Annotated in this window: 16 protein-coding genes; all 16 read left to right on the top strand. The window is 47.6% G+C overall.

The features are described 5' to 3' along the window. The first annotated feature begins 71 nt into the window (after window positions 1-71). The 16 genes from pheS (at window position 72) to HMPREF3190_RS03650 (ending at window position 19,932) form a co-directional block, all read left to right on the top strand. Complete coding sequence (gene pheS / locus HMPREF3190_RS03730; protein WP_066780500.1) at window positions 72-1,133, top strand: phenylalanine--tRNA ligase subunit alpha; 1,062 nt, start codon at window positions 72-74, stop codon at window positions 1,131-1,133. A 14-nt stretch (window positions 1,134-1,147) separates the two neighbouring features. Continuing rightward, window positions 1,148-3,661 (top strand): phenylalanine--tRNA ligase subunit beta, encoded by a 2,514-nt coding sequence (pheT, locus tag HMPREF3190_RS03725; protein ID WP_066780498.1) that lies wholly within the window; start codon window positions 1,148-1,150, stop codon window positions 3,659-3,661. A 44-nt stretch (window positions 3,662-3,705) separates the two neighbouring features. Further along, window positions 3,706-4,590: a methionyl aminopeptidase gene (locus HMPREF3190_RS03720; RefSeq protein WP_066780572.1), complete on the top strand. Its 885-nt coding sequence runs from the start codon at window positions 3,706-3,708 to the stop codon at window positions 4,588-4,590. A 319-nt stretch (window positions 4,591-4,909) separates the two neighbouring features. After that, window positions 4,910-6,118, top strand: coding sequence for a M24 family metallopeptidase (locus HMPREF3190_RS03715; protein WP_082715140.1), 1,209 nt, complete (start codon window positions 4,910-4,912; stop codon window positions 6,116-6,118). 191 nt (window positions 6,119-6,309) lie between these two features. Then, window positions 6,310-6,870, top strand: coding sequence for an elongation factor P (gene efp, locus HMPREF3190_RS03710; protein ID WP_066780497.1), 561 nt, complete (start codon window positions 6,310-6,312; stop codon window positions 6,868-6,870). Between the two features lie 248 nt (window positions 6,871-7,118). Further along, window positions 7,119-8,318, top strand: a complete 1,200-nt coding sequence (locus HMPREF3190_RS03700; protein WP_066780494.1) for a molybdopterin molybdotransferase MoeA — start codon at window positions 7,119-7,121, stop codon at window positions 8,316-8,318. Beyond that, the gene (locus tag HMPREF3190_RS03695; protein WP_066780492.1) at window positions 8,302-9,438 is read left to right on the top strand and encodes an aminotransferase class V-fold PLP-dependent enzyme; all 1,137 of its coding nucleotides are present in this window, start codon (window positions 8,302-8,304) and stop codon (window positions 9,436-9,438) included. Before HMPREF3190_RS03700 ends, HMPREF3190_RS03695 begins: the two co-directional genes overlap by 17 nt. Window positions 9,439-9,756: 318 nt before the next feature. Next, a complete protein-coding gene (locus tag HMPREF3190_RS03690; protein ID WP_082715138.1) occupies window positions 9,757-10,908 on the top strand; it encodes an ABC transporter substrate-binding protein in 1,152 nt (383 codons plus the stop codon). Window positions 10,909-11,187: 279 nt separating this feature from the next. Further along, the gene (locus tag HMPREF3190_RS03685) at window positions 11,188-12,306 is read left to right on the top strand and encodes an ABC transporter substrate-binding protein (protein ID WP_082715137.1); all 1,119 of its coding nucleotides are present in this window, start codon (window positions 11,188-11,190) and stop codon (window positions 12,304-12,306) included. A 17-nt stretch (window positions 12,307-12,323) separates the two neighbouring features. Then, on the top strand, window positions 12,324-13,139 hold the full coding sequence (locus tag HMPREF3190_RS03680; protein ID WP_449676143.1) for a nucleotide-binding protein: 816 nt from the start codon (window positions 12,324-12,326) through the stop codon (window positions 13,137-13,139). Continuing rightward, window positions 13,139-14,587 carry a nitrogenase component 1 gene (locus tag HMPREF3190_RS03675; protein WP_066780491.1) on the top strand — a complete coding sequence of 483 codons (1,449 nt, stop codon included), beginning with the start codon at window positions 13,139-13,141 and terminating at the stop codon, window positions 14,585-14,587. The genes HMPREF3190_RS03680 and HMPREF3190_RS03675 overlap by 1 nt, the downstream gene beginning before the upstream one ends. Next, window positions 14,584-15,999, top strand: a complete 1,416-nt coding sequence (locus HMPREF3190_RS03670) for a nitrogenase component 1 (protein ID WP_066780489.1) — start codon at window positions 14,584-14,586, stop codon at window positions 15,997-15,999. The genes HMPREF3190_RS03675 and HMPREF3190_RS03670 overlap by 4 nt, the downstream gene beginning before the upstream one ends. Then, the gene (locus HMPREF3190_RS03665) at window positions 15,983-17,032 is read left to right on the top strand and encodes a FecCD family ABC transporter permease (protein ID WP_449676140.1); all 1,050 of its coding nucleotides are present in this window, start codon (window positions 15,983-15,985) and stop codon (window positions 17,030-17,032) included. Before HMPREF3190_RS03670 ends, HMPREF3190_RS03665 begins: the two co-directional genes overlap by 17 nt. Next, the gene (locus HMPREF3190_RS03660) at window positions 17,029-18,021 is read left to right on the top strand and encodes an ABC transporter ATP-binding protein (protein WP_066780487.1); all 993 of its coding nucleotides are present in this window, start codon (window positions 17,029-17,031) and stop codon (window positions 18,019-18,021) included. The genes HMPREF3190_RS03665 and HMPREF3190_RS03660 overlap by 4 nt, the downstream gene beginning before the upstream one ends. 487 nt (window positions 18,022-18,508) lie before the next feature. Then, entirely contained in the window at window positions 18,509-19,102 is a 594-nt protein-coding gene (locus HMPREF3190_RS03655; protein WP_066780485.1) for a type IV toxin-antitoxin system AbiEi family antitoxin domain-containing protein, read from the top strand. Continuing rightward, window positions 19,099-19,932: a nucleotidyl transferase AbiEii/AbiGii toxin family protein gene (locus tag HMPREF3190_RS03650; protein ID WP_066780484.1), complete on the top strand. Its 834-nt coding sequence runs from the start codon at window positions 19,099-19,101 to the stop codon at window positions 19,930-19,932. Before HMPREF3190_RS03655 ends, HMPREF3190_RS03650 begins: the two co-directional genes overlap by 4 nt. Window positions 19,933-20,006: the final 74 nt, after the last annotated feature.

The following is a 20,006-nucleotide window of genomic DNA, read 5'->3' as shown; positions in this document are numbered from 1 at the left end:
TGTGTTTTTGTATAGAATTTTGAATTGCAAACATTCGACCAAACAACGGCGTCTACAAGCGAGGTACTGGAATGGCTATTCTCGATGAACTGGAACAACTGCGCGCGCAATCGCTTTGCAACATCGAGCAAGCGCAAGATATGGCGCAGCTTGAAGCACTGCGTGTTGCGGTGTTGGGGCGCAGCGGCACGCTTACGGCGTATTTGCGCCAAATGGGAGCGCTTCCTAAAGAAGATCGCGCTGCTGTTGGAAAATGCGCTAATGATGTGCGAAATTGCGTAGAAGAAGCTCTCGGTTCGCGCAAGGCTGTTCTTCAAGAAACCGAACTTGAAGCGCAGCTTGCAACATCGGCGGTTGATGTTACGCTTCCAGGGCGTTCACAAGTACAAGGTCATCGCCACCTTATTCACGCGATTACTGACGAAATTTGCGACATCTTTTATGGCTTAGGATTCAGCGTTGCTACAGGTCCGGAGGTTGAAACCGACTATTACAATTTTACTGCACTGAATGCACCCGCCGATCATCCAAGCCGCAGCATGCAAGACACGTTCTACTTGCCCGATTTGTCGGGCGATGTTGCCAAGGTAAAAGGCGAGTCTGACGTGCTTCTTCGTACGCAAACATCGGGCGTTCAGGTTCACACGATGGAAAATCAAAAACCGCCCATTTATATTGTTGCACCAGGTAAAGTATATAGGCGCGACTCGGCAGATCCGTCGCATTTACCCCAGTTTACGCAGCTTGAGGGTCTTGCGATTGACACATCACTTCGTTTTAGCGACTTAAAGGGCACGCTGGATTATTTCTGCAAAGCGATGTTTGGCCCCGAGCGTAAAACGCGTTTTCGCGCGCACTATTTTCCGTTTACCGAGCCATCGGCCGAGGTGGACGTTAGTTGCGGCATCTGCGGAGGCACCGGCTGCCGTTTTTGTAAGGGCACAGGTTGGCTGGAAATTTTGGGTTGCGGTATGGTTGATCCAGCTGTTCTTACCTGTTCAGGCATCGATCCAGAAGTGTATCGCGGCTTTGCATTTGGCGTGGGTGTCGAGCGCGTTGCGGCGTTGAAGTACGACATTCCCGATTTGCGCTTACTTTTGCAAGGTGACATGCGTTTTCTTCGTCAATTTTAAGAAGAGGAATAAGAATGAAAGTATCGCTTAAATGGCTCTCTGAATATGTTGACGTACCCAGCGATGTTAAAGCGTTTTGCGACCGCCTTGATGTAACGGGCACGGGCGTTGAGGGTGTTGCACAAACAGGAGCCCAGTTCAACAAGGTAATTTGTGGCAAGGTGCTCAGTAAAGTTCCTCATCCTGATTCTGACCATATGTTTGTAACAACGATCGATGTTGGTGCATATCATACCGACGAACAGGGAAATCCGCAGCCGCTGCAAGTGGTGTGTGGAGCGCAAAATTTCAACGAAGGCGATCACGTGGTAACGGCACTCTGTGGTGCTATTTTGCCTGGTGATTTTGCTATTAAGAAGGCGAAAAAACGCGGCGTGTGGAGTTTCGGCATGAATTGCTCGCGCAGTGAGCTTGGCTTGCCGCCGCGCGAAGGTGAAGATGGTATCATGATTTTGCCTGATGACGCGCCTGTGGGCGTTCCCTTTGCTGAGTATGCGGGTTTGGCGGATACGATTCTTGATTTGGAAATTACGCCGAACCGTCCCGACTGCTTGTCGATGCTTGGTATGGCGCGTGAAGTGGGCGCGATGTATAAGCGTAACGTGTTTACGCCGCTGTTTGACGTTGAGGAAGACAGCGCGCTTACGCCAGCGTCTAAACAGGTGAACGTGGAAATTGCCAGCCCCGACCGTGCAAAACGCTATACGGCGCGCGTTATTGAGGGCGTCAAAATTGCACCGAGCCCCGATTGGCTTGCCGAGCGCGTTATAAGCGCAGGCACGCGTTCGATTAACAACGTTGTTGACGTAACCAACTATATTATGTATCTGTTTGGCCAGCCGCTGCACGCGTTCGATTTCAGTAAAATTTCCGATGACCAGGGAGTTGCGCATCTTTGTGTGCGTGCGGCGCACGATGGTGAAACGCTTGAAACGCTCGATGGCGAAATGCGCCAGCTTACCGACGACATGACCGTTATTAGTTCGTCGCGCGGAATTGCTGCGTTAGCTGGTGTTATGGGTGGCGCTGATACCGAAATTACCGACCAAACCACCAAAATTGTGCTTGAAGCGGCGGCGTTTAATAGTTCGCACACAAGCCGTACGAGCCGCAACCTAGGCCTGATGAGCGAGGCATCGTTGCGTTTTGAGCGCATTGTTGACGATAATCCGGTTGGTGATATTTGCGATTTTGCGGCAGCGCTGATGGCTCAGGTCACAGGTGGGCATGTTGCTCCTGGCCGTGTTGATGTGTATCACGACGCTACCCAAGAATGTTGCGTGCCGTTTCGTATAAAGCGTTTTGAATCGATGATGGGCTTGCACATTACCGCAGATGAGGTAATAGATACGCTGGAACGCTTGGGCTGCTCGTGCACGACGCACAGCGCTGATGCTGCCACTAGCGCCACCGGTGCCAACAACCCCGATGCTGCCACTAGCGCCGATGTTCTTGATGTGGTATGCCCCACGTTCCGTCCCGATCTTACGCGTGAAATCGACTTGTACGAGGAAGTGCTGCGCCTTGTTGGCATGGACTCCATTACGCCAACGCTTCCCGCTGGGGAAGGTCGCCTGGCTGTTCGCACGCCTGAACAGCAGCTTTCTAGGAAACTGGGCGAAGTTTTGCGTTCATGCGGTTTGTGCGAAACTATGACCTATTCGTTTGCCGATCCAAGCGATAACGAAAAACTGCACATGAATGTTGGCGTTGAGCCGCTGCGTTTGCTTAATCCGATTAACGCCGAGCAATCCATTTTGCGTGAGAGCATTATTCCTGGCCTTTTACACAGTGTTGCATACAACCAAAATCACGGTGTTGACAACATTCAACTGTATGAAATTGGTGAGGTGTTCCGCGCGCGTCCAGGGCATAAAAAGCCGTACGAAACGCTTAAAGTAGCAGGCGTTTTGGCAGGCTGCATGACAGAAAAAGCGTGGAACAAGCCAGCATTGGCGTTCGATTTCTTCGATGGCAAAGGTGTTCTTGAAACGCTTTTCTGTGCACTGAACATTCCTGGTGTTACGTTTGCGCCCGTTAACGTTGATGAGTCGCCCTTTTTGCATCCGGGTTGCGCGGCGGACGTGTTCTTTGGGAAAACGAAGCTTGGCTGGGTTGGACAAATTCATCCGCGTGGCTTGCGTGCACTTGATGTACAAGGTAGCGTGATTGCTTTCGAACTCGACTTTAAGGCGCTGCTATGCGCGGCACAAACTCATCGCGAATATTGCGATGTTCCCGTTTACCCAGGTGTTTCCATGGATATTGCGCTGGTGGTCGACGAAGATGTTAGCTATCAGAGCGTTTTGCAGGCACTGCTGTCGGCGGGCGGAAAGCTGTTAGTGCGCGCGCATTTGTTTGATGTGTATCGCAATGAACAGCACGTGGGAGCGCACAAAAAATCGCTTGCGTTCTCGCTGTTGTATCGCAGCCCCGAAAAAACGCTCAGTTCTGAAGAAGTGGCAAAAATTCACGCGCGCTTGGTTAAGAAAGTATGCGCACAATTGCAAGCGGAAGTTCGCGACTAACAGGCCGCATAACTCCTGCTACGGATACAATTCTGGAGGCAACTATGTATGATGGAATGCCCAATCCGGGCCGCAATGACGCTTGTTGGTGCGGCTCGGGAGCAAAGTACAAAAAGTGTCACGCTGCGTTTGATGCGCGGCTCGACATGTTGGCAAGTCAGGGTGAAGAAGTTCTTCCGCGTTCGCTCGTGAAAACCGCGGCGGACATTGCTGCCATCAAGAAAAGTGCAGTGGTGAACATTGGCGTCCTCGATTATGTGGGCGAACACATCCGCGCGGGCGTTACAACGCAGGAAATTGACACCTGGGTGTACAACTACTGCATCGAGCACAACGCCATTCCCGCCGATTTGAACTACGAGGGTTTCCCCAAAAGCGTGTGCACGTCTATCAACGACGTGGTGTGCCACGGTATTCCTTCGCCTGATGAAGTAGTCAAAGACGGCGACATTATCAATGTGGATATGTCGACCATTCTTGACGATTATTTTTCCGATTCGTCGCGCATGTATCTTATTGGCAACGTATCTGATGAAGATAAACGCCTGGTAGAAACCACAAAAAAGGCTGTTGAGGCCGGTCTTGCGGCGGTGCGTCCGTGGGGTCACTTGGGCGATGTGAGTGAAGCGGTGAATAAAGTAGCAACAGGCGCGGGGTACAGCGTTGTTGCGGAGTTTGGCGGCCATGGAATCGGGCACGAATTCCACGAAGAGCCGTTTGTGAGTTTTGTTGATAAAGCAGGTACGGGCCCTATTTTGATGCCTGGCTTCTGCTTTACGATTGAACCGATGGTAAATGCGGGAAAAGCCGACATTGATATGTCCGATCCGAACGGTTGGACGGTGCGCACCAAAGATGGCTCGAAGAGCGCGCAATGGGAAGTGCAACTTGTTGTTACAGAAAGCGGCTACGAGCTTATTTCCTGGTAGAACGCGGGAAACGACGCGGCGCGGGAAGTGGCGTGTGACGTGCGGCATGTGACGTGCTGAAATGCGCGGGAGTTGGCGCAGACAGGATCGCGAAACGGAGCGGGAGTTGGCTTTGTCTGCGGTTTTAGTTTTGTGTCGTTTTTTGATATAGAATGCCGCGATTGATGCTACGACAACCTAAAGTTTGAGTTGCAAAAAGCCAACATTTCAGCTGCAAAAAGCTCTGCTGTGAGCTATAAAAAACTCAGATTTGAATTGCAAAAAGCCAAAATTCCTGATGGCGAACATACATTACAGGACGCAGAAAGCAAGTGATAGCATGGACAAACCTTTAACGGGCGAAACCGACCAAACAACCAGCCAAACAACCGACAACACGAACAGGTCTAACGTAACGGACACGCGCGGAAAAAGCGCGCATCGCATAGCTCTTTTGCGTGCTTACATGCGCGAACATAACTTGGACGGACTGCTTATTCGCACCACCTCAAACATCATGTGGCTGAGCGCCTTCGACGACGTGTTTGACGATGAACAGGCACATTGCGTTCTTCTTACGCAAGATGGCGCTGTGCTGCACACCGATTCTCGCTACTACGACGCGTGCGTCGCTGCTGCTCAAAAAGGCGAAGCACCGCTGAGTGTTTCTATGGAACGCGCAGCTCACGGACGTGTTGCGATAAATGTTCTAAAAAAGCAGCATGTAAGCGATGATGCTTTTGTGCTTGGTATTGAAGACACGATGACCTTGCGCGAATATCAGCCCTTACGCAATTATGCTGCTTTTGAACTGCCGCGATTAACGCTTCACGAAACATCTAACGTGGTGCTGAACGTGCGCGGTGTAAAAGATGCAAGCGAAATTGCGCGTTTGCAGGCGGCGCAAGATATCACCGATGCTGGATTTTCACACATCATTTCATGGATGAAGCCAGGTATGACCGAGCGTGAAGTTCAAATCGAGCTTGAAGATTACATGATTCGTCACGGCGCATCGGGCTTGTCATTTCGCTCGATTGTTGCAGCGGGTGCGAATGCAGCTACAGCGCATGCTGTTCCTGGTGATACTAAACTTGAGGCTGGTCAGTGTGTAGTTATGGATTTTGGCGCGTCGGCGTATGGATATTGCTCCGATATGACGCGTTGCGTGTTCCTCGGCGAACCATCTGCGAAAATTAAGGATGCGTATACTGTGTTGCGCCGCGCTAATGAAACGGTTGAGGCGCGCTTGCATGTTGGTATGACGGGCAAGGAAGCACACGAGATGGCAGAGCAAATTCTTGCTGAAGGCGGATATAAAGGGCGCATGGGACACAGCTTAGGACACGGTGTTGGTATTGATATTCACGAAGAGCCTGTGTTAGCGCCACGTAACGAGCAGCCGTTGGTAGAAGGCAATGTTGTTACTGTTGAACCAGGAATTTATATTCCAGGTGAATTTGGTATGCGCTTGGAAGATTGTGGCGTGCTTACTCATGAAAGTTATAAGGTGTTTGGCAAATCAACACATGAAATGGTTATAATTTAATGCACCTTTGCATGCGCGGTGTACTGGTTTCGCTGTGGTGTGCCGTTCACGGTGTTGGTACCGTGTCTGGTGCGGTGTAGCGATTATGCGGTACACCAATTATTATTGAAAGCGCATGCGTGTAAACGAGAAGATTCTCCTTGCATGAGCAGGGCGAACACGATTATCTGCATCATGCAGGGAGGTTAAGAATGGCAATTTCAACAGCCGATTTTAAAAATGGAATGTGTATTATCAATAATGGCAAAATGTGCACGATTGTTGAGTTTCAGCACGTAAAGCCTGGTAAGGGCGGCGCTTTTGTGCGCACGAAGCTGCGCGACATTAAAACGGGTCGTGTCGTTGATTACACGTTTAATGCAGGTGTAAAGTTCGACAGTGTTCGTCTTGAGCAGCGCACCATGCAATACCTGTACAACGACGGCGCCGATTACAATTTTATGGATACCAGCACGTATGAACAGCTTGCCATTGGTAGCGATATTGTGGGTCCAGCAGCAAAATGGCTGAAGGAAAACGACGAAGCAACATTACAGTATGCAGGTGGCGAGCTTATTGAGGTTGAGCCTCAAATGTTTGTCGAGCTTGAAGTAACTGAGACTGAGCCTGGTTTTAAGGGCGACACCGTGCAAGGCGCAACGAAGCCATGCACGCTTGAAACGGGTGCCGTTATTCAGGTTCCTATGTATATTGAAGTGGGCGACACCGTGCAGGTAGATACGCGCGATGGCCGCTTCATGAAGCGCGTGTAGCTTGGCATTTTCGCAGGTGGAAACGGGCGCGAGATGTGCTGTTCGCGTTGCTTATGCCGCTTTGCCAGTGCATACGCCGCACCGCCGTACCGCCAGCGCACACGCAGTGCGCCTGGTACACGTTGCACACGCCGCATACGACGCAAACGTAGCACACGTTGCAATGTTGCACACGCCGCATCGCTCGCACGTGTGAGCATGTGCCACACGTGTACATGCGCAAACATCGTTATAGAAGCAGGTGGATCATGGAATTTAACTTTGATACAGCGTTAACGCGTGCCGATGCTCTACAAGGTCTTCTTGAGCGTTGGAAGCCTGTGCACGATGCGCCTGATGCGCTTCCTCTTCAGAATGCGTACGGCCGCACCTCCGCCATCGACTACCGAGCTTCGTACAATTTGCCTGTTCACAGGGTATCTGCCTTTGATGGCATTGCGGTTAATTTCGATCATTTTATCAGCAGTATGCCCGCACTTGAGCACTGGAAGCGCGGCGTCGATTACGTTTTGGCTGATACAGGCGACGATTTTCCCGATGAATTCGATACGGTTATTGCTATTGAAGCGGTGCGGTTTGATGCGGATGGCGCCGTACATGTTGATCCAAACGAGCAGGTAAAACGTGGGCAAAATGTGCGCGCTGCAGGTACGTATATGGAGCAAGGTGAGCTTATTTGCGCAGCTGGCGAGCGCATCACGCCAGAAATTGCGGCGTTGCTTGCCGCTTCGGGACACACGGTGGTGCAAGCAATTCGCAAATTGCGCGTTGGGTATATTCCTACGGGAACCGAGCTGGTTGCGCCTGGTGTTGTTCCTGGTCGTGGTCAGAATGTTGAAGCGAACAGCACGATGATTTGCGGTTTCGCGCAGCAGTGGGGCGCTGCGTTTTGTGCCTACCCGAAAATCAACGACGATCGCGATGCGCTTAAAACAATCTTTGAACAGGCACTTTCCGAAAACGACGTAGTTATCATTAACGGCGGTTCGTCGCGCGGCTCCGAAGACTTTAATGCCGATTTGGTGAAGGAGCACTCCGAGTACTTCACGCATGGTGTGCGCTGCGCTCCTGGCAGACCCGTGGGAATTGCGCTGTGCAAAGGCACGGTTGCGCTTAATGTACCAGGCCCTATAATCGCTGCGTGGCTGTGCTGCGATTGGCTGTTGCGCGGCATCATCGATTTTTATTACGGCGCACCGCGCACACAGCGCGTGCGCATTCCTGTTGTTCTCGATTCGCATATTAAATCACCCAAATGGGGTAGTTTTGTTGCTCGCGTTGTGCTGACCTGCGTTGATGGAACGTGGCATGCGCGCGCTGCATCGAAAGACTCAACGCTTCCAACAACGTTGTTAGCGCCGCACGCGTTGGTAACCGTTCCGCAGGGAAGCGTTTTTGAGCCTGGGAGCACGGTTGTTGCCGAGGTGCTTCGTGATTTACCTCGATAATGCAGCAACAACGCTGGTGAAGCCGCCCCAGGTGGCGCGTGCCGTTCAAGAAGCACTGCAACATTTTGGCGGCGCTGGTCGCAGTGTGCATTCCGCATCGCTTTCTGCCGATGAAACGGTGTACGAATGTCGTATTGCGCTTGCACGCTTGTTTGGCGAGCAACACCCCGAGCGCGTGTGCTTTGCACTTAACATTACGCAGGCGCTGAACATGGTTATTGCAGGTTTTTTACGCACAGGCGACCACGTTATCACCACGGCGGCGGCGCATAATTCGGTGTTGCGGCCGGTGTTCGCGATGCGCGATACGCGTTGCGTGGAAGTGAGCGTTGTACCTGTTCTTCCCACAGGAGAGCTGAATTACAAGGCCTATGAGCAGGCATTTAAGAAGAATACGCGCCTTGTTGTGCTGCCGCATGCGTCAAATGTTACAGGTGATGTGTATGATATTGACGCGCTGAGCGCGATTGCGCACAAACATGGAGCGTTGGTATGCGTGGATGCGGCGCAAACAGCTGGTGTGTTAGCGCTTAATCTTGCTGATAGCAACATTGATTTTCTTGCCTTTACGGGACATAAAAGTTTATATGGGCCGCAGGGCACGGGTGGGCTTGTGTGCCACGCTGACGTTTTGCCTGATGCGCTGTTTGAAGGTGGAACAGGTACGCGTTCGTTTAGCTTGCGTCAACCGCATGTTATGCCGGAGTATTTGGAAGCTGGAACGTTGAATGCTCACGGCTTGGCTGGCTTGCGGGAAGGTGTGCGCTTTATCGAGCAGCGCGGTGGGAGCGCGATTGAGGCGCATATAAGCCAGTTGGCACGTGCGTTTCGTGCTGGAATTTCCTCTGTTGATAAGCTGCATTGTGTGGGTGGTGGCAGTGCGTGTGGAACGTGTGGCATTGTTGCCGTTACCTGCGATACGATTGACGCTTCTACGCTGGCGTTTCAGTTGTCGCAGAATTACGATATTGCAACGCGCGCCGGTGCCCATTGTGCGCCGCTGATGCATAAGGCGCTGGGTGTGGCGAACGGCATTGTGCGCTTCAGCTTTTCCTCGTTTACGTCGCAAGACGACATCAACGCCGCCCTGCGTGCCCTGCGCAGTATTGTGGCGGAATAACTATACTGTACTATATCGTTAACGTATCTATTGCTCGTGCTTACATCGATAAGCAGGTTTTACCTATTGTATTAAGTACTAATCTTTTTTGTATACTACTCATGAGCGTACTGGTTAGCATGTTTACGCATCATGATAGCTTTTTAGTATAATCTCCATTTTTATAGTTTATTCTGCTTATTGTTGGTGTTATACCTCATTATTTCATTAGTTTGGCTTATGTTAAATATTAATCAAAGTTAACAAAATACTTATTTTACTTGGTAAACACGTATATACTGGTAAGAGTAAGGTTAGGTATACTTTTGGGAGTGTATTATGGGTGAAGAAGATTGTTCTAATTTATTTGTAAGGAATGGTTTAGGCCGAAGAGAGTTTTTATTTGGATCGGTAGCTGCATTAACAGCCGCAAGTTTTGGACTAGCAGGATGTTCACAATATCCTGGCTCGAAAAAAGCCAATACAGCTGATCAATCAAAATCAGCTAATGAAGGCAAAAATGCCATTACAATTACTGATCAGGCAGGTAAAACGATAACGCTTGATAAAGTTCCCGAGCGTGTTGTTACTACTATCATGCCGCTTCCTTCTATTTTTTATGCTGTTATGGGTGCCGATAACGAAGTCTTAAAAGGCTGTAATCCTGCATCAATGCCTGCGTATCGTTCGAGTGTATTGGCTGCCATGTATCCATCACTTGAAAAGGCAAATACCGATTGGTGTGCACGTGACTTTAACGTGAATATCGAAGCATTATTGGCGCTTAAGCCCGATGTTGTACTGCAATGGACTTTTATGCCAGAAAGCATTAAAAAGATGGAAGACGCGGGTCTTAAGGTTATAGCGCTGAAATATGGTACGGTTGACGACCTTAAAGCGTGGATTACCATTTTGGCAACCATGATGCAAAAGAATGACCGAGCAAAGTTCCTCATTGATTACTACGACAAGCAAATTAGCGAAGTTACTGCTCGCACAAATTCTATTGCTCCTGATAAACGCCCTGTTGCTTTACACTTGTACGATTCGCTTAAAGTGTTTAGTGGCTTTAGCAATTACTGGATGGAAAACAGCGGCTCAGTTAATCCTGCCAAAGATTTTAAGGAACGTTCTGCTCAAGTAAACATGGAGCAAATTATTAGCTGGCAACCAGAGTTTGTTTATATCAGTAACTTCACTAAAATCCGTCCAAGCGATCTTTACAACAATACGCTTCCTGGTCAAGATTGGTCTCAAATACCTGCTGTCAAGCATAAACATGTCTATAAAATTCCTATTGGTGGCTACCGTTGGGATCCTCCATGTATGGAAACGCCTCTTATGGTGAAATGGCTCGCGCATCTTCAACATCCTGATATGTTTAAAGACATGAATATGAAAGCAGAAGTTTCTCAGTTTTATAAAGATGTGTATGGATATTCCATCAGTGAGCAGGAATTAAGTACAATGCTTGACCACACAACGGAATAAACAAAGCTCTGAAACGTGCTACTACCTTTGTGTTGTTAGTGCGTTTAATCAGTGTTAATCAGCGCTTATTCACAGTGTGTTTGTAGAAACGATTTCCAAAATACAAGCATCGAGCATTAGGTATTCAGCGAAAAAGGGGAAAACGCTGGTAAAACAGCTGGCGAAAACGCTGGTAGAGGATGCATTGCAAAAAGCTCTATGCACGTGTATTGGCATAGCCGCTACACGTTTTATGTATAGAGGTAAGGTTAGGTTTTGTAAGGGGAAGGGTTGGTTAGTATGAAACACCAGAAAACAAATGTAGAACGTCGCGAGTTTTTAGGCCTCTCAGCAGCACTATTGGGAACGGCTGCACTTGGCATAGGCGGGTGCGCATCGCCGTTTTCTAAAAAGTCGGCTAATACTGCAAGCTTGGGTGATAAAGAGGGCATTGTTATTACCGATCAAGCAGGCAGAACAACAACATTCAAAGAAGCGCCAAAGCGTATTTGTACATGCATCATTCCGTTACCGTCCATCTTTTTTGCTGTTATGGGTGAAGACAATCCGCTTATCGTAGGGTGTAACCCTGCTTCACTTCCCGTGTATAAACGCGGCACACTTGAAGCAATGTATCCGTCATTGGCGCAAGCAAACACCGATTGGTGCGCGCGCGATTTTAACGTAAATATTGAAGCGCTGCTAGCACTAAAGCCTGACGTGGTATTTCAGTGGACATTTATGCCTGAGAGCATCAAAAAAATGGAAGACGCTGGCCTAAAGGTTATCGCTTTGAAATACGGTACTGTTGATGATTTAAAGACGTGGATCACTGTACTTTCTACGCTTATGCAGAAAAAAGAGCGCGGCACAAAGCTTCTTTCCTATTTTGATAAAGAAATTTCACGCGTCAGCGAGCGTATTGCAACGCTTCCAAAAAGTGAATGGCCTGTTGCTCTCCATGTAACGAATTCTCTTAAAGTGATGGGCAAAGGCTTCACGTCGTATTTGATGGATCAAAGTGGCGCCATCGACCCTACGCGTGACATGGGAGAACGCCAGGTTTCTGTGAATATGGAACAGGTTATGCAGTGGAATCCGCAATTTATTTTTGTGGGCAATTTTAATCCTATTAAAGCATCAGATTTCTACAACAATACCTTCCCTGGGCAAGATTGGTCGCATATTCCAGCAGTTCAAAATAAGCATGTGTATCGCTTCCCTGTTGGTGGTTTCCCGTGGGATCCGCCGTGTGTTGAAAGCCCGCTTACGGTGAAGTGGCTTGCGCACTTGATGCATCCCGAGCTGTTTAAGGATATGAATATGCGTGCAGAGGTAAGTCAGTTCTACAAAGATATTTACAACTACTATTTAACTGAAGAACAAATTACAAAATTGCTTGACCATACACAAGATTAAATGCGCAGATAGCAGGCATGATAGGTGTATCGGAGCTGAACGCCTATCATGCATTGAGTTCAGACGAGGGTATTATGAAAAAAATTGCAATTTATGGAAAAGGTGGCATTGGAAAGTCAACAGTTACATCCACACTTTCTGCATGCATGGCTGATGCAGGAAAGAAAGTAATGCAAATTGGATGCGACCCTAAGGCAGATTCTACTTTTAACCTCTTAAAAGGAAGGCAAATTGTGCCTGCAATGGATGTGTTGTTGGCGAATGGAGGTGTTTGTCCGTCACTCGATTCCGTTGTACAGCTAGGTTACAAGGGCATTGCGTGTGTTGAAGCGGGCGGCCCAACGCCAGGTAGTGGATGCGCAGGTCGCGGCATCGTTAAAACTTTCGACGTGCTTGAAGAATTCGACGCTTTCGGTGTGTATCATCCCGATTACGTGCTGTTCGACGTTCTTGGGGATGTTGTGTGTGGCGGTTTTGCGACGCCTTTACGTGCAGGTTACGCTGAAGAAGTGGTCATCGTTACTTCTGGTGAAAAAATGGCACTGTATGCGGCCGAAAATATTGCGAAAGCGCTTGATAACTTTGCTTCGCGCGGATATGCAAAATTGCGTGGCATTATTCTGAACTGCCGCTCCGTTCCAAATGAAGAGGAGATAGTGCGTAATTTTGCACAGCGCTTAAACACGGAAATTTTAGGCATTGTGCCACGTGATGACAATATTCAAAAAGCGGAAGATCAGGGCATGACCGTTGAAGAAATGGACTCTCAGCTGCCTATTTCGCATACATTCCAAGCAATCGCAAAGAAAATTATGGATTGCGGGGTGGCGTAATGTCGTGTTGTGCAGCAGCTTCTGAAATACGTATAGAGAACTTAGTGCGCAGCGCCCCCGTTCCTATAAGCGCGTTGAAAGGGCATACATTCCAGCAGAAAGCGGGATTATCGAATACCGCACCAGCGCATGAGGAGGCAAGCGGCGCTTCAAGTGCAACGTCGTGCGTTGAGCCAGGTGTTTTGCAAGAAATTTCCGCAAAAGGATATGCCTATTATCTTACTCCTTGCGCAGGTGAATGGGGAATTGTGCGCGGTGCTATGGCAGTTCCTGAATCGGTTCTGCTTTTTGTGGCGCCAACAGGTTGTTCTCGACATGGTTCGGTGTGCGCAATGATGAACGGTTATCGTGAGCGTGTGTTTTATCTTGATGCGTCGGAAGAAGATTTGGTAATGGGTACGCATTTAGATGGATTAGATGCCGTTGTTGATGCGATTATGCAGGGGCTTCCTACAAAGCCCGCGGCCTTTTTCCTGTTTAGCACCTGCGTTGATGATTTGCTTGGTTCGGATTATCGTTCCTTGGCGAAAACGTTTTCAAAGCGCTACGGCATTCCATTTGTTGATGGGCATATGGACCCTATTTCGCTTACATCGAGCGCGCCTCCACTGGTAAAATTGCAACGCAGTATTTACGAGTTACTTGAGCAGGTTACCCCAGGTAAACGTGATGAAAGTGCCGTCAATATTATTGGTCCATTTGCGCAGTTAAGCCCCGAAAGCGATTTAATTCACCTGCTTTGTGATTGCGGATATACGCGCATTCGTCAGCTGCCTTCGTGCAAAACATTCGACGATTTTGCCGCTATGCGAAACAGTACACTTAATATTGTGATGCGCGACACCGCCTTGCTTGCTGCGCGTGAAATGGAACGCAAACTGGGCATTCCTTTTGTGCATGCACCAGCGTTTGCCTATACGCCAGACGTTGTGCGCGTGTATGATGCGATGGCGGCGCAGTTTAAGGCACCTTTTAATTACCAGCCTTTTTTGCGTCAGGCACAACAAGCGTGTGAACAGTATAAACCGCTTCTACAAGGCAAAAGTATTGGAATTGGTGCCTCGTTGGCGCTTTCTCCTTTCGAGGCTGCAGTTGTGTTCTTAGAAGCGGGCATGGATATTTCTTTCATTATTTGCGCAGGTGCAACTAAGCGTGACGAACACTTCATAGACATGCTGTGTGCGCATAACCCAAATTTGTCTGTATATCCAGCTATGAATCCAGTAATGTCACTTGTGTCAGAACTCAACGATGTTGACGTGGCATTTGGTTTTGATGCAGCACGTTTGTGTACGCACGCGGCTCCCGTTCCTTGGGGCGATGATGTGTGCACCTTTGGATTTAGCACCATTCCCGAATTATATAAGGCGGTTTATAAGGCGCTTACAAGCGACCATTCCACTTCCCAAACAAGAGAGATGCTCTATCAAAAGGCGCTGGTCATATGAGTGAAACAACAACAAATAACGCTGCTATGAATAATATTCCTACAAGTAACGCAGCTATTAGCGGAACAATAGACCTAGCAACCACTCCCGAGAGTGCGCCACGTGAAGAACGTTCTAGAATTACAACGTGGGATACCATCAAATTGCCTAACGCCGAGCACTTTCACTTTGTGCTTCCAACATTTGCAGGCGATTATTCAGGTGCGGCATCGGTGCTTTTTGATTTAGGCGGCACTATCATTTTCCATGATCCAGCAGGCTGTACGAGCAATTTCGTTGGGTACGATGAGCCGCGTTCGTATGCGCATGCGTCACGTGTATTCACATCGGGGCTTGACGACATGCAAGCACTGTTTGGCAAAGATGAAATGCTTATTTCGGCAGCATGCAAAACGCAAGGCCGCGTGCGCGGTGATTTTGTTGCGCTTGTTGGATCTCCGAATCCTATGATTTTAGGCACCGATTTTAAGGCTTTGGCGCGCGAGCTTGAGCAGAAAATTGACGTTCCCGTTATCGCATTTCCAACAACGGGAACAAGAACCTACGAGCACGGTGCCATGCTTGCCTATAAGCAGCTGGCAACCCACATTATATTTCCGCGCGCTGATGCGTTACACGCGAATGGTTCTTTGCCAGACACGGCTTCTGAACAGCGCAAACGAACCGTAAACCTCTTAGGCGCCATTCCGCTTGATGTGAACCAGTACCATTCTATTGACGTCATAAAGCAAGGCATCGAAGCGCGCGGGTGGAAGCTTGGTGCTTGTTGGTGCATGGGTTCGACGCTTGACGATTTAGCGCAAAGCGTCTACGCTTCGTGTAATATCGTGCTCAGTTACAGCGCATTGCCGCTTGCTCGTCTTATGAAGCAGCGTTACGGGATTCCGTATGTGTGGGCGCAATGTAGTGGAAAACAATCGTTCGACCAGTTTATGGACGTGCTTACCCAACATTACGAACAAAATACGCTTGCTGCACTCCAGCCTCTCTGCGAAGAGCAATCGGCATGTATGGACCATGCGCAGCAATCATCTTCGCTCAAAGTACTTATCATAGCTGATCAAGTGGTAGCTCACAGTATGCGCTGCTCTTTTCGCAGCGATTTTGGCATCACGTCTTGCGATAGTGCGACCTTTTTCTCTACCGACGCAGAAGGTATGCAGAAGCATGATATTGGTCATATTTGTGAAAAGGATGCAATTGACATTGTGTCATCGCATCGCTATGACGTAATAGTTGGTGATGGTTTACTAAGGCCTTATTGTAATAAAGATGCCCATTTCATCGAAGTGCCTCACTTAGCAGTTTCTGGCCGTTTATCGTGGTCAAAAACACAATGTCCCTATGGCGATAGCTTTTCACAGGAAGTTTCGCGTGTTCTTGAAGGGAGCTCACGTGGTAGATCAAAATAATCTCATTTCCAAAAAAGGTAAGCCGCAGTTGTTGTCTAAACGTGCTTGGTTTTTAGTGCCGATGGCCATTATTTTATGCGTCGTGTTTGTGTTGTCGCTTTGTTTGGGCCGGTACCATGCGCTTCCTCACGAAGTAGTGTCAGTATTGTTCGGCCATGCACTTGGCAATCCAAGTGATGCTGCGCTTGATAATGTTATTTTCAGTGTTCGCATGCCTCGAATTGTTATGGCTATGCTGGTGGGAGCTGCATTATCGCAAGCTGGAGCAGCATATCAAGCAGTATTCAGTAATCCGTTGGTATCTTCAGATATTTTAGGCGTATCATCAGGCGCAAGTTTTGGTGCTGCATTAGGCATTTTGTTTAGTGGAACTGCTCTTGCTGTTGAAGGACTCGCGTTGCTTTTTGGCCTTATTGCCGTAGGTTTAGTTATTTTGCTTGGTCGTGTTCGCCGAAAAACGCAATTGTATATGCTTGTTTTAGCAGGCGTTATTGTGAGCTCTCTGTTTGCGGCTATGGTTTCGCTTATCAAATACGTAAGCGACCCTTATGATCAGCTGCCCGCAATTACAACGTGGCTGATGGGTTCTCTTTCGTCGTCATCATATGCGGGCGTTCAACTTACCTGCGCTGTTGTTATACCGTGTTCGCTTGTATTGTGGGCTTTGCGCTGGAAGTTAAATTTGCTTTCTTTAGATGAAGAAGAGGCCGCTTCCCTTGGCATTGACGTAAGCAAAATGCGTATTTTTACACTGCTTATTGCTACATTTATGACCGTTGTTACCGTTTCATTGTGTGGCGTTGTCGGTTGGATTGGCCTGGTTATCCCGCATATTGGCCGTATGATTGTTGGAAACGATCATCGCTTATTGGTTCCAGCTACGTTGTTGTTAGGCGCATCGTATCTATTGCTTATTGATGATGTGGCACGCAGTGTTACCAGTTCAGAAATACCATTATCGATTTTAACGGCAGTGATAGGCGCGCCATTTTTCGCGTGGATACTTCGTAGAACAAAAGGATGTGCGCAATGAAAGTAGAAATAAAAGACGCTGCATTTGGGTATAAAAAGTTCAATTTATTTGAACATCTTAATGTGGTAGTTCCCGCTCAAAGTGTTCTTACTATTTTAGGTCCAAACGGAGTAGGAAAAACGACGCTTCTACGTTGCATGATGGGTTTTTTGCCGTGGCGCGAAGGTGCAACGTATTTTAACGATAAGCCGCTTTCGTCCTATTCGCATCGCGAGTTGTGGTCGCATATGAGCTATGTGCCTCAGGCAAAACAAAGCCCCTTTGGGTACAGTGTTCTTGATACCGTTGTTATGGGATTAAATGCTACAGCAGGAGTTTTTTCAACGCCATCAAAAACCGATTACGAGAAAGCTCTTGAAACGCTTGATTGGTTAGGTATTTCTGATATTGCGCGCTCCAATTGTAATGAAATTAGCGGCGGACAGTTGCAAATGACGCTTATTGCGCGGGCGCTTGTTAGCAAGCCTGAAGTGCTCATTCTTGATGAGCCAGAATCGAATTTGGATATGCGCAATCAATTGCTCGTTATGGATGCGATAAAGCGCGTTACGGCTTCACGTTCTACCACCTGCATTATCAATACACATTTTCCTGAACATGCGTTTATGGTATCTGATAACACGCTTTTTGTTGGTCACGAAAACGTACGCTTACATGGGGAAACGCTAACTGTGATAAATGAAGAAAATATTCGTCGCTTTTATGGCGTGAATGCGCGCATTGTGGATGTGCCAGTTGCTGATGCTACGCATGAAGAAGAGCCTCATGCGCAAAGCGAAACGCCTGATGCGGAGGATGTACGTGTGAGCGCTACAAGTGAAACACATGCTGTTCTTGATGGTGCTAACAACATTTATGAAAGTAATGGTTGCGCTGGTGAAGGGAAGAGTGTCGAGCACTCATCATGCGCGGCGGCGACATCGGTAGGTGCTGCTAAAACGCATACTCATGAGCGTTGCGTGTTTCCGTACGCGTTGGCGCAATCGTAGCGCATATTCTGCGTAACCCGCCTAATCTGCACAGCTCGTAGCGATACTTGCGTTCGTCATGTGCCTATCTGCATTACCGCGTTATGCGGCCAATCGAGCTTTATCGGCCATTCTGTGTAAGCCGCCTAAGCCACCAACTGCGCGTTGCTACCAACTGTGCGCTGCCACCAACTGCGCGCTGCCGCCATCCGCACAAAGCCCACGAAAGCATCATCCTTATACCCGCTAATCATGCCCGCCAATCACGGCAGCCACTCATGAACGATAGAAGTAACGACTAATCACGGCAGCCAATCATGGCAGCCACTTATGAGCGCCAAAAGTCGCAACCAAGCCAAAAGTCGCAACCAAGCCAAAAGTCGCAACCAAGCCAGAAGCCGGAACAAATCATGAACGCCAAAAGTCGCGAATGATGTCGTTTTTGTTGTCTACATTTACTTATACGCTTTCAATAGATATTCTAAGAGCGTAAAAGTAAGGTGATTATATGAAACGATTTGATATTTTAGATTTGCTTGTAAAACAAGGTAATGGATATTTGTGCACTTCACAGGCATTAAAGCACGGTGTATCTAAGCCAACGATGGCACATTATGTTCGTAAGCGTAACATGGAGCGTGTTGCGCATGGCGTGTACCTTGCCGAAGATGCATGGCCTGATACCTTGTATCAGCTTCATCTATCTAATTCGCGTGTCATTTTTTCGCATGAAACAGCGCTTATGCTACATGGACTTACAGAACGCGAGCCGCATACTGCGTATGTAACAGTATGTGCTGGATATAATGCATCACATCTACGTAAGCAAGGTGTTCAGGTTTATCAGGATAATCCAAACACTTATCAAGTTGGAATAGTTAATGTGAAAACTTTTTTTGGAAATACTGTTCTTGCATATGATATGGAACGCACCATTTGTGATATTATTCGTTCAAAAAAAACGATGGATATCCAGGTATTTCGTTATGCTATGAGGGAATATATGATGAACACGCACAAAAACTTACTTCAGTTGGCAAAGTATGCACGGTTGTTCCATATTGAGCCAATGGTGCGACTATATACCGAGGTCTTATTATGATTAATACAGCAACGCAGCTGAAAGCCAAGATTAAACACCTTGCTTGTGGAGATAGTACCAAAGCGCAGACACTTATGCGCAGTTTTCTTATGGAGCGATTTTTAGAGCGTCTTTCCTGTTCACCTTATCATGACAATTTTATTTTAAAAGGTGGAGTGTTAGTAGCGGCAATTGTTGGTATGAATTCAAGAGCAACGATGGACATAGATACTACTATAAAATCATTGAATTTAACGAAGGATAATGCAACTAAAATTATTAGTGAAATTATTAATACTGACATCTCAGATTGCGTTTACTTTCACATCAACAAAGTTACAGAAATTATGGAAGAACATGAGTACGCTGGATTTCGTTTCATTTTGGAAGCAACAATAGATAAAATACGTCAAATAATAAAAATTGATTTATCAACGGGCGACATTATTACTCCAGCTGCAATTCAATATCCATATCGTCTGATGTTTGAAGATAGAACTATTTCCTTATGGACATATAATTTGGAAACTTTGTTAGCAGAAAAATTTGAAACGATTATGGCGCGTGGTACAGCAAATACAAGGATGCGTGACTTTTATGATGTATACATGATTAGTAAACAGGAAAATTTCGATAGGAATATCTTTAAACAGGCCTTTTGCGCAACATGTGAGCAAAGAAATACAACAAGTCAAATTCATCAATTAAGAAAGACGCTGGTAACGGTAGAATTTGACGAGAATATGGAAACGCAATGGTTAAATTTTCAGAAGAATTCATTCTTTGTGGGTGAATTGTCGTGGAATGAAGTTATGCAGATGGTTAATGAATTGGCAGAGGTAGTTTTATAACATTAAGATTACGCTATCATAAGTGCTGTTTAGGAATACCCACTATGAACGCCAAAAGTCGCGAATGATGTCGT

It is taken from the genome of Umbribacter vaginalis, from assembly GCA_001552935.1.
GTDB lineage: Bacteria > Actinomycetota > Coriobacteriia > Coriobacteriales > Eggerthellaceae > Berryella > Berryella vaginalis.
This window is presented reverse-complemented; position numbering and strand designations above follow the sequence as displayed.

Bases quoted from the DNA above. Each gene is read 5' to 3' on its own strand.
- pheS (WP_066780500.1), top strand. From the start codon at position 72: ATGGCTATTCTCGATGAACTGGAACAACTGCGCGCGCAATCGCTTTGC.
- pheT (WP_066780498.1), top strand. From the start codon at position 1,148: ATGAAAGTATCGCTTAAATGGCTCTCTGAATATGTTGACGTACCCAGC.
- HMPREF3190_RS03720 (WP_066780572.1), top strand. From the start codon at position 3,706: ATGTATGATGGAATGCCCAATCCGGGCCGCAATGACGCTTGTTGGTGC.
- HMPREF3190_RS03715 (WP_082715140.1), top strand. From the start codon at position 4,910: ATGGACAAACCTTTAACGGGCGAAACCGACCAAACAACCAGCCAAACA.
- efp (WP_066780497.1), top strand. From the start codon at position 6,310: ATGGCAATTTCAACAGCCGATTTTAAAAATGGAATGTGTATTATCAAT.
- HMPREF3190_RS03700 (WP_066780494.1), top strand. From the start codon at position 7,119: ATGGAATTTAACTTTGATACAGCGTTAACGCGTGCCGATGCTCTACAA.
- HMPREF3190_RS03690 (WP_082715138.1), top strand. From the start codon at position 9,757: ATGGGTGAAGAAGATTGTTCTAATTTATTTGTAAGGAATGGTTTAGGC.
- HMPREF3190_RS03685 (WP_082715137.1), top strand. From the start codon at position 11,188: ATGAAACACCAGAAAACAAATGTAGAACGTCGCGAGTTTTTAGGCCTC.
- HMPREF3190_RS03680 (WP_449676143.1), top strand. From the start codon at position 12,324: ATGATAGGTGTATCGGAGCTGAACGCCTATCATGCATTGAGTTCAGAC.
- HMPREF3190_RS03675 (WP_066780491.1), top strand. From the start codon at position 13,139: ATGTCGTGTTGTGCAGCAGCTTCTGAAATACGTATAGAGAACTTAGTG.
- HMPREF3190_RS03670 (WP_066780489.1), top strand. From the start codon at position 14,584: ATGAGTGAAACAACAACAAATAACGCTGCTATGAATAATATTCCTACA.
- HMPREF3190_RS03660 (WP_066780487.1), top strand. From the start codon at position 17,029: ATGAAAGTAGAAATAAAAGACGCTGCATTTGGGTATAAAAAGTTCAAT.
- HMPREF3190_RS03655 (WP_066780485.1), top strand. From the start codon at position 18,509: ATGAAACGATTTGATATTTTAGATTTGCTTGTAAAACAAGGTAATGGA.
- HMPREF3190_RS03650 (WP_066780484.1), top strand. From the start codon at position 19,099: ATGATTAATACAGCAACGCAGCTGAAAGCCAAGATTAAACACCTTGCT.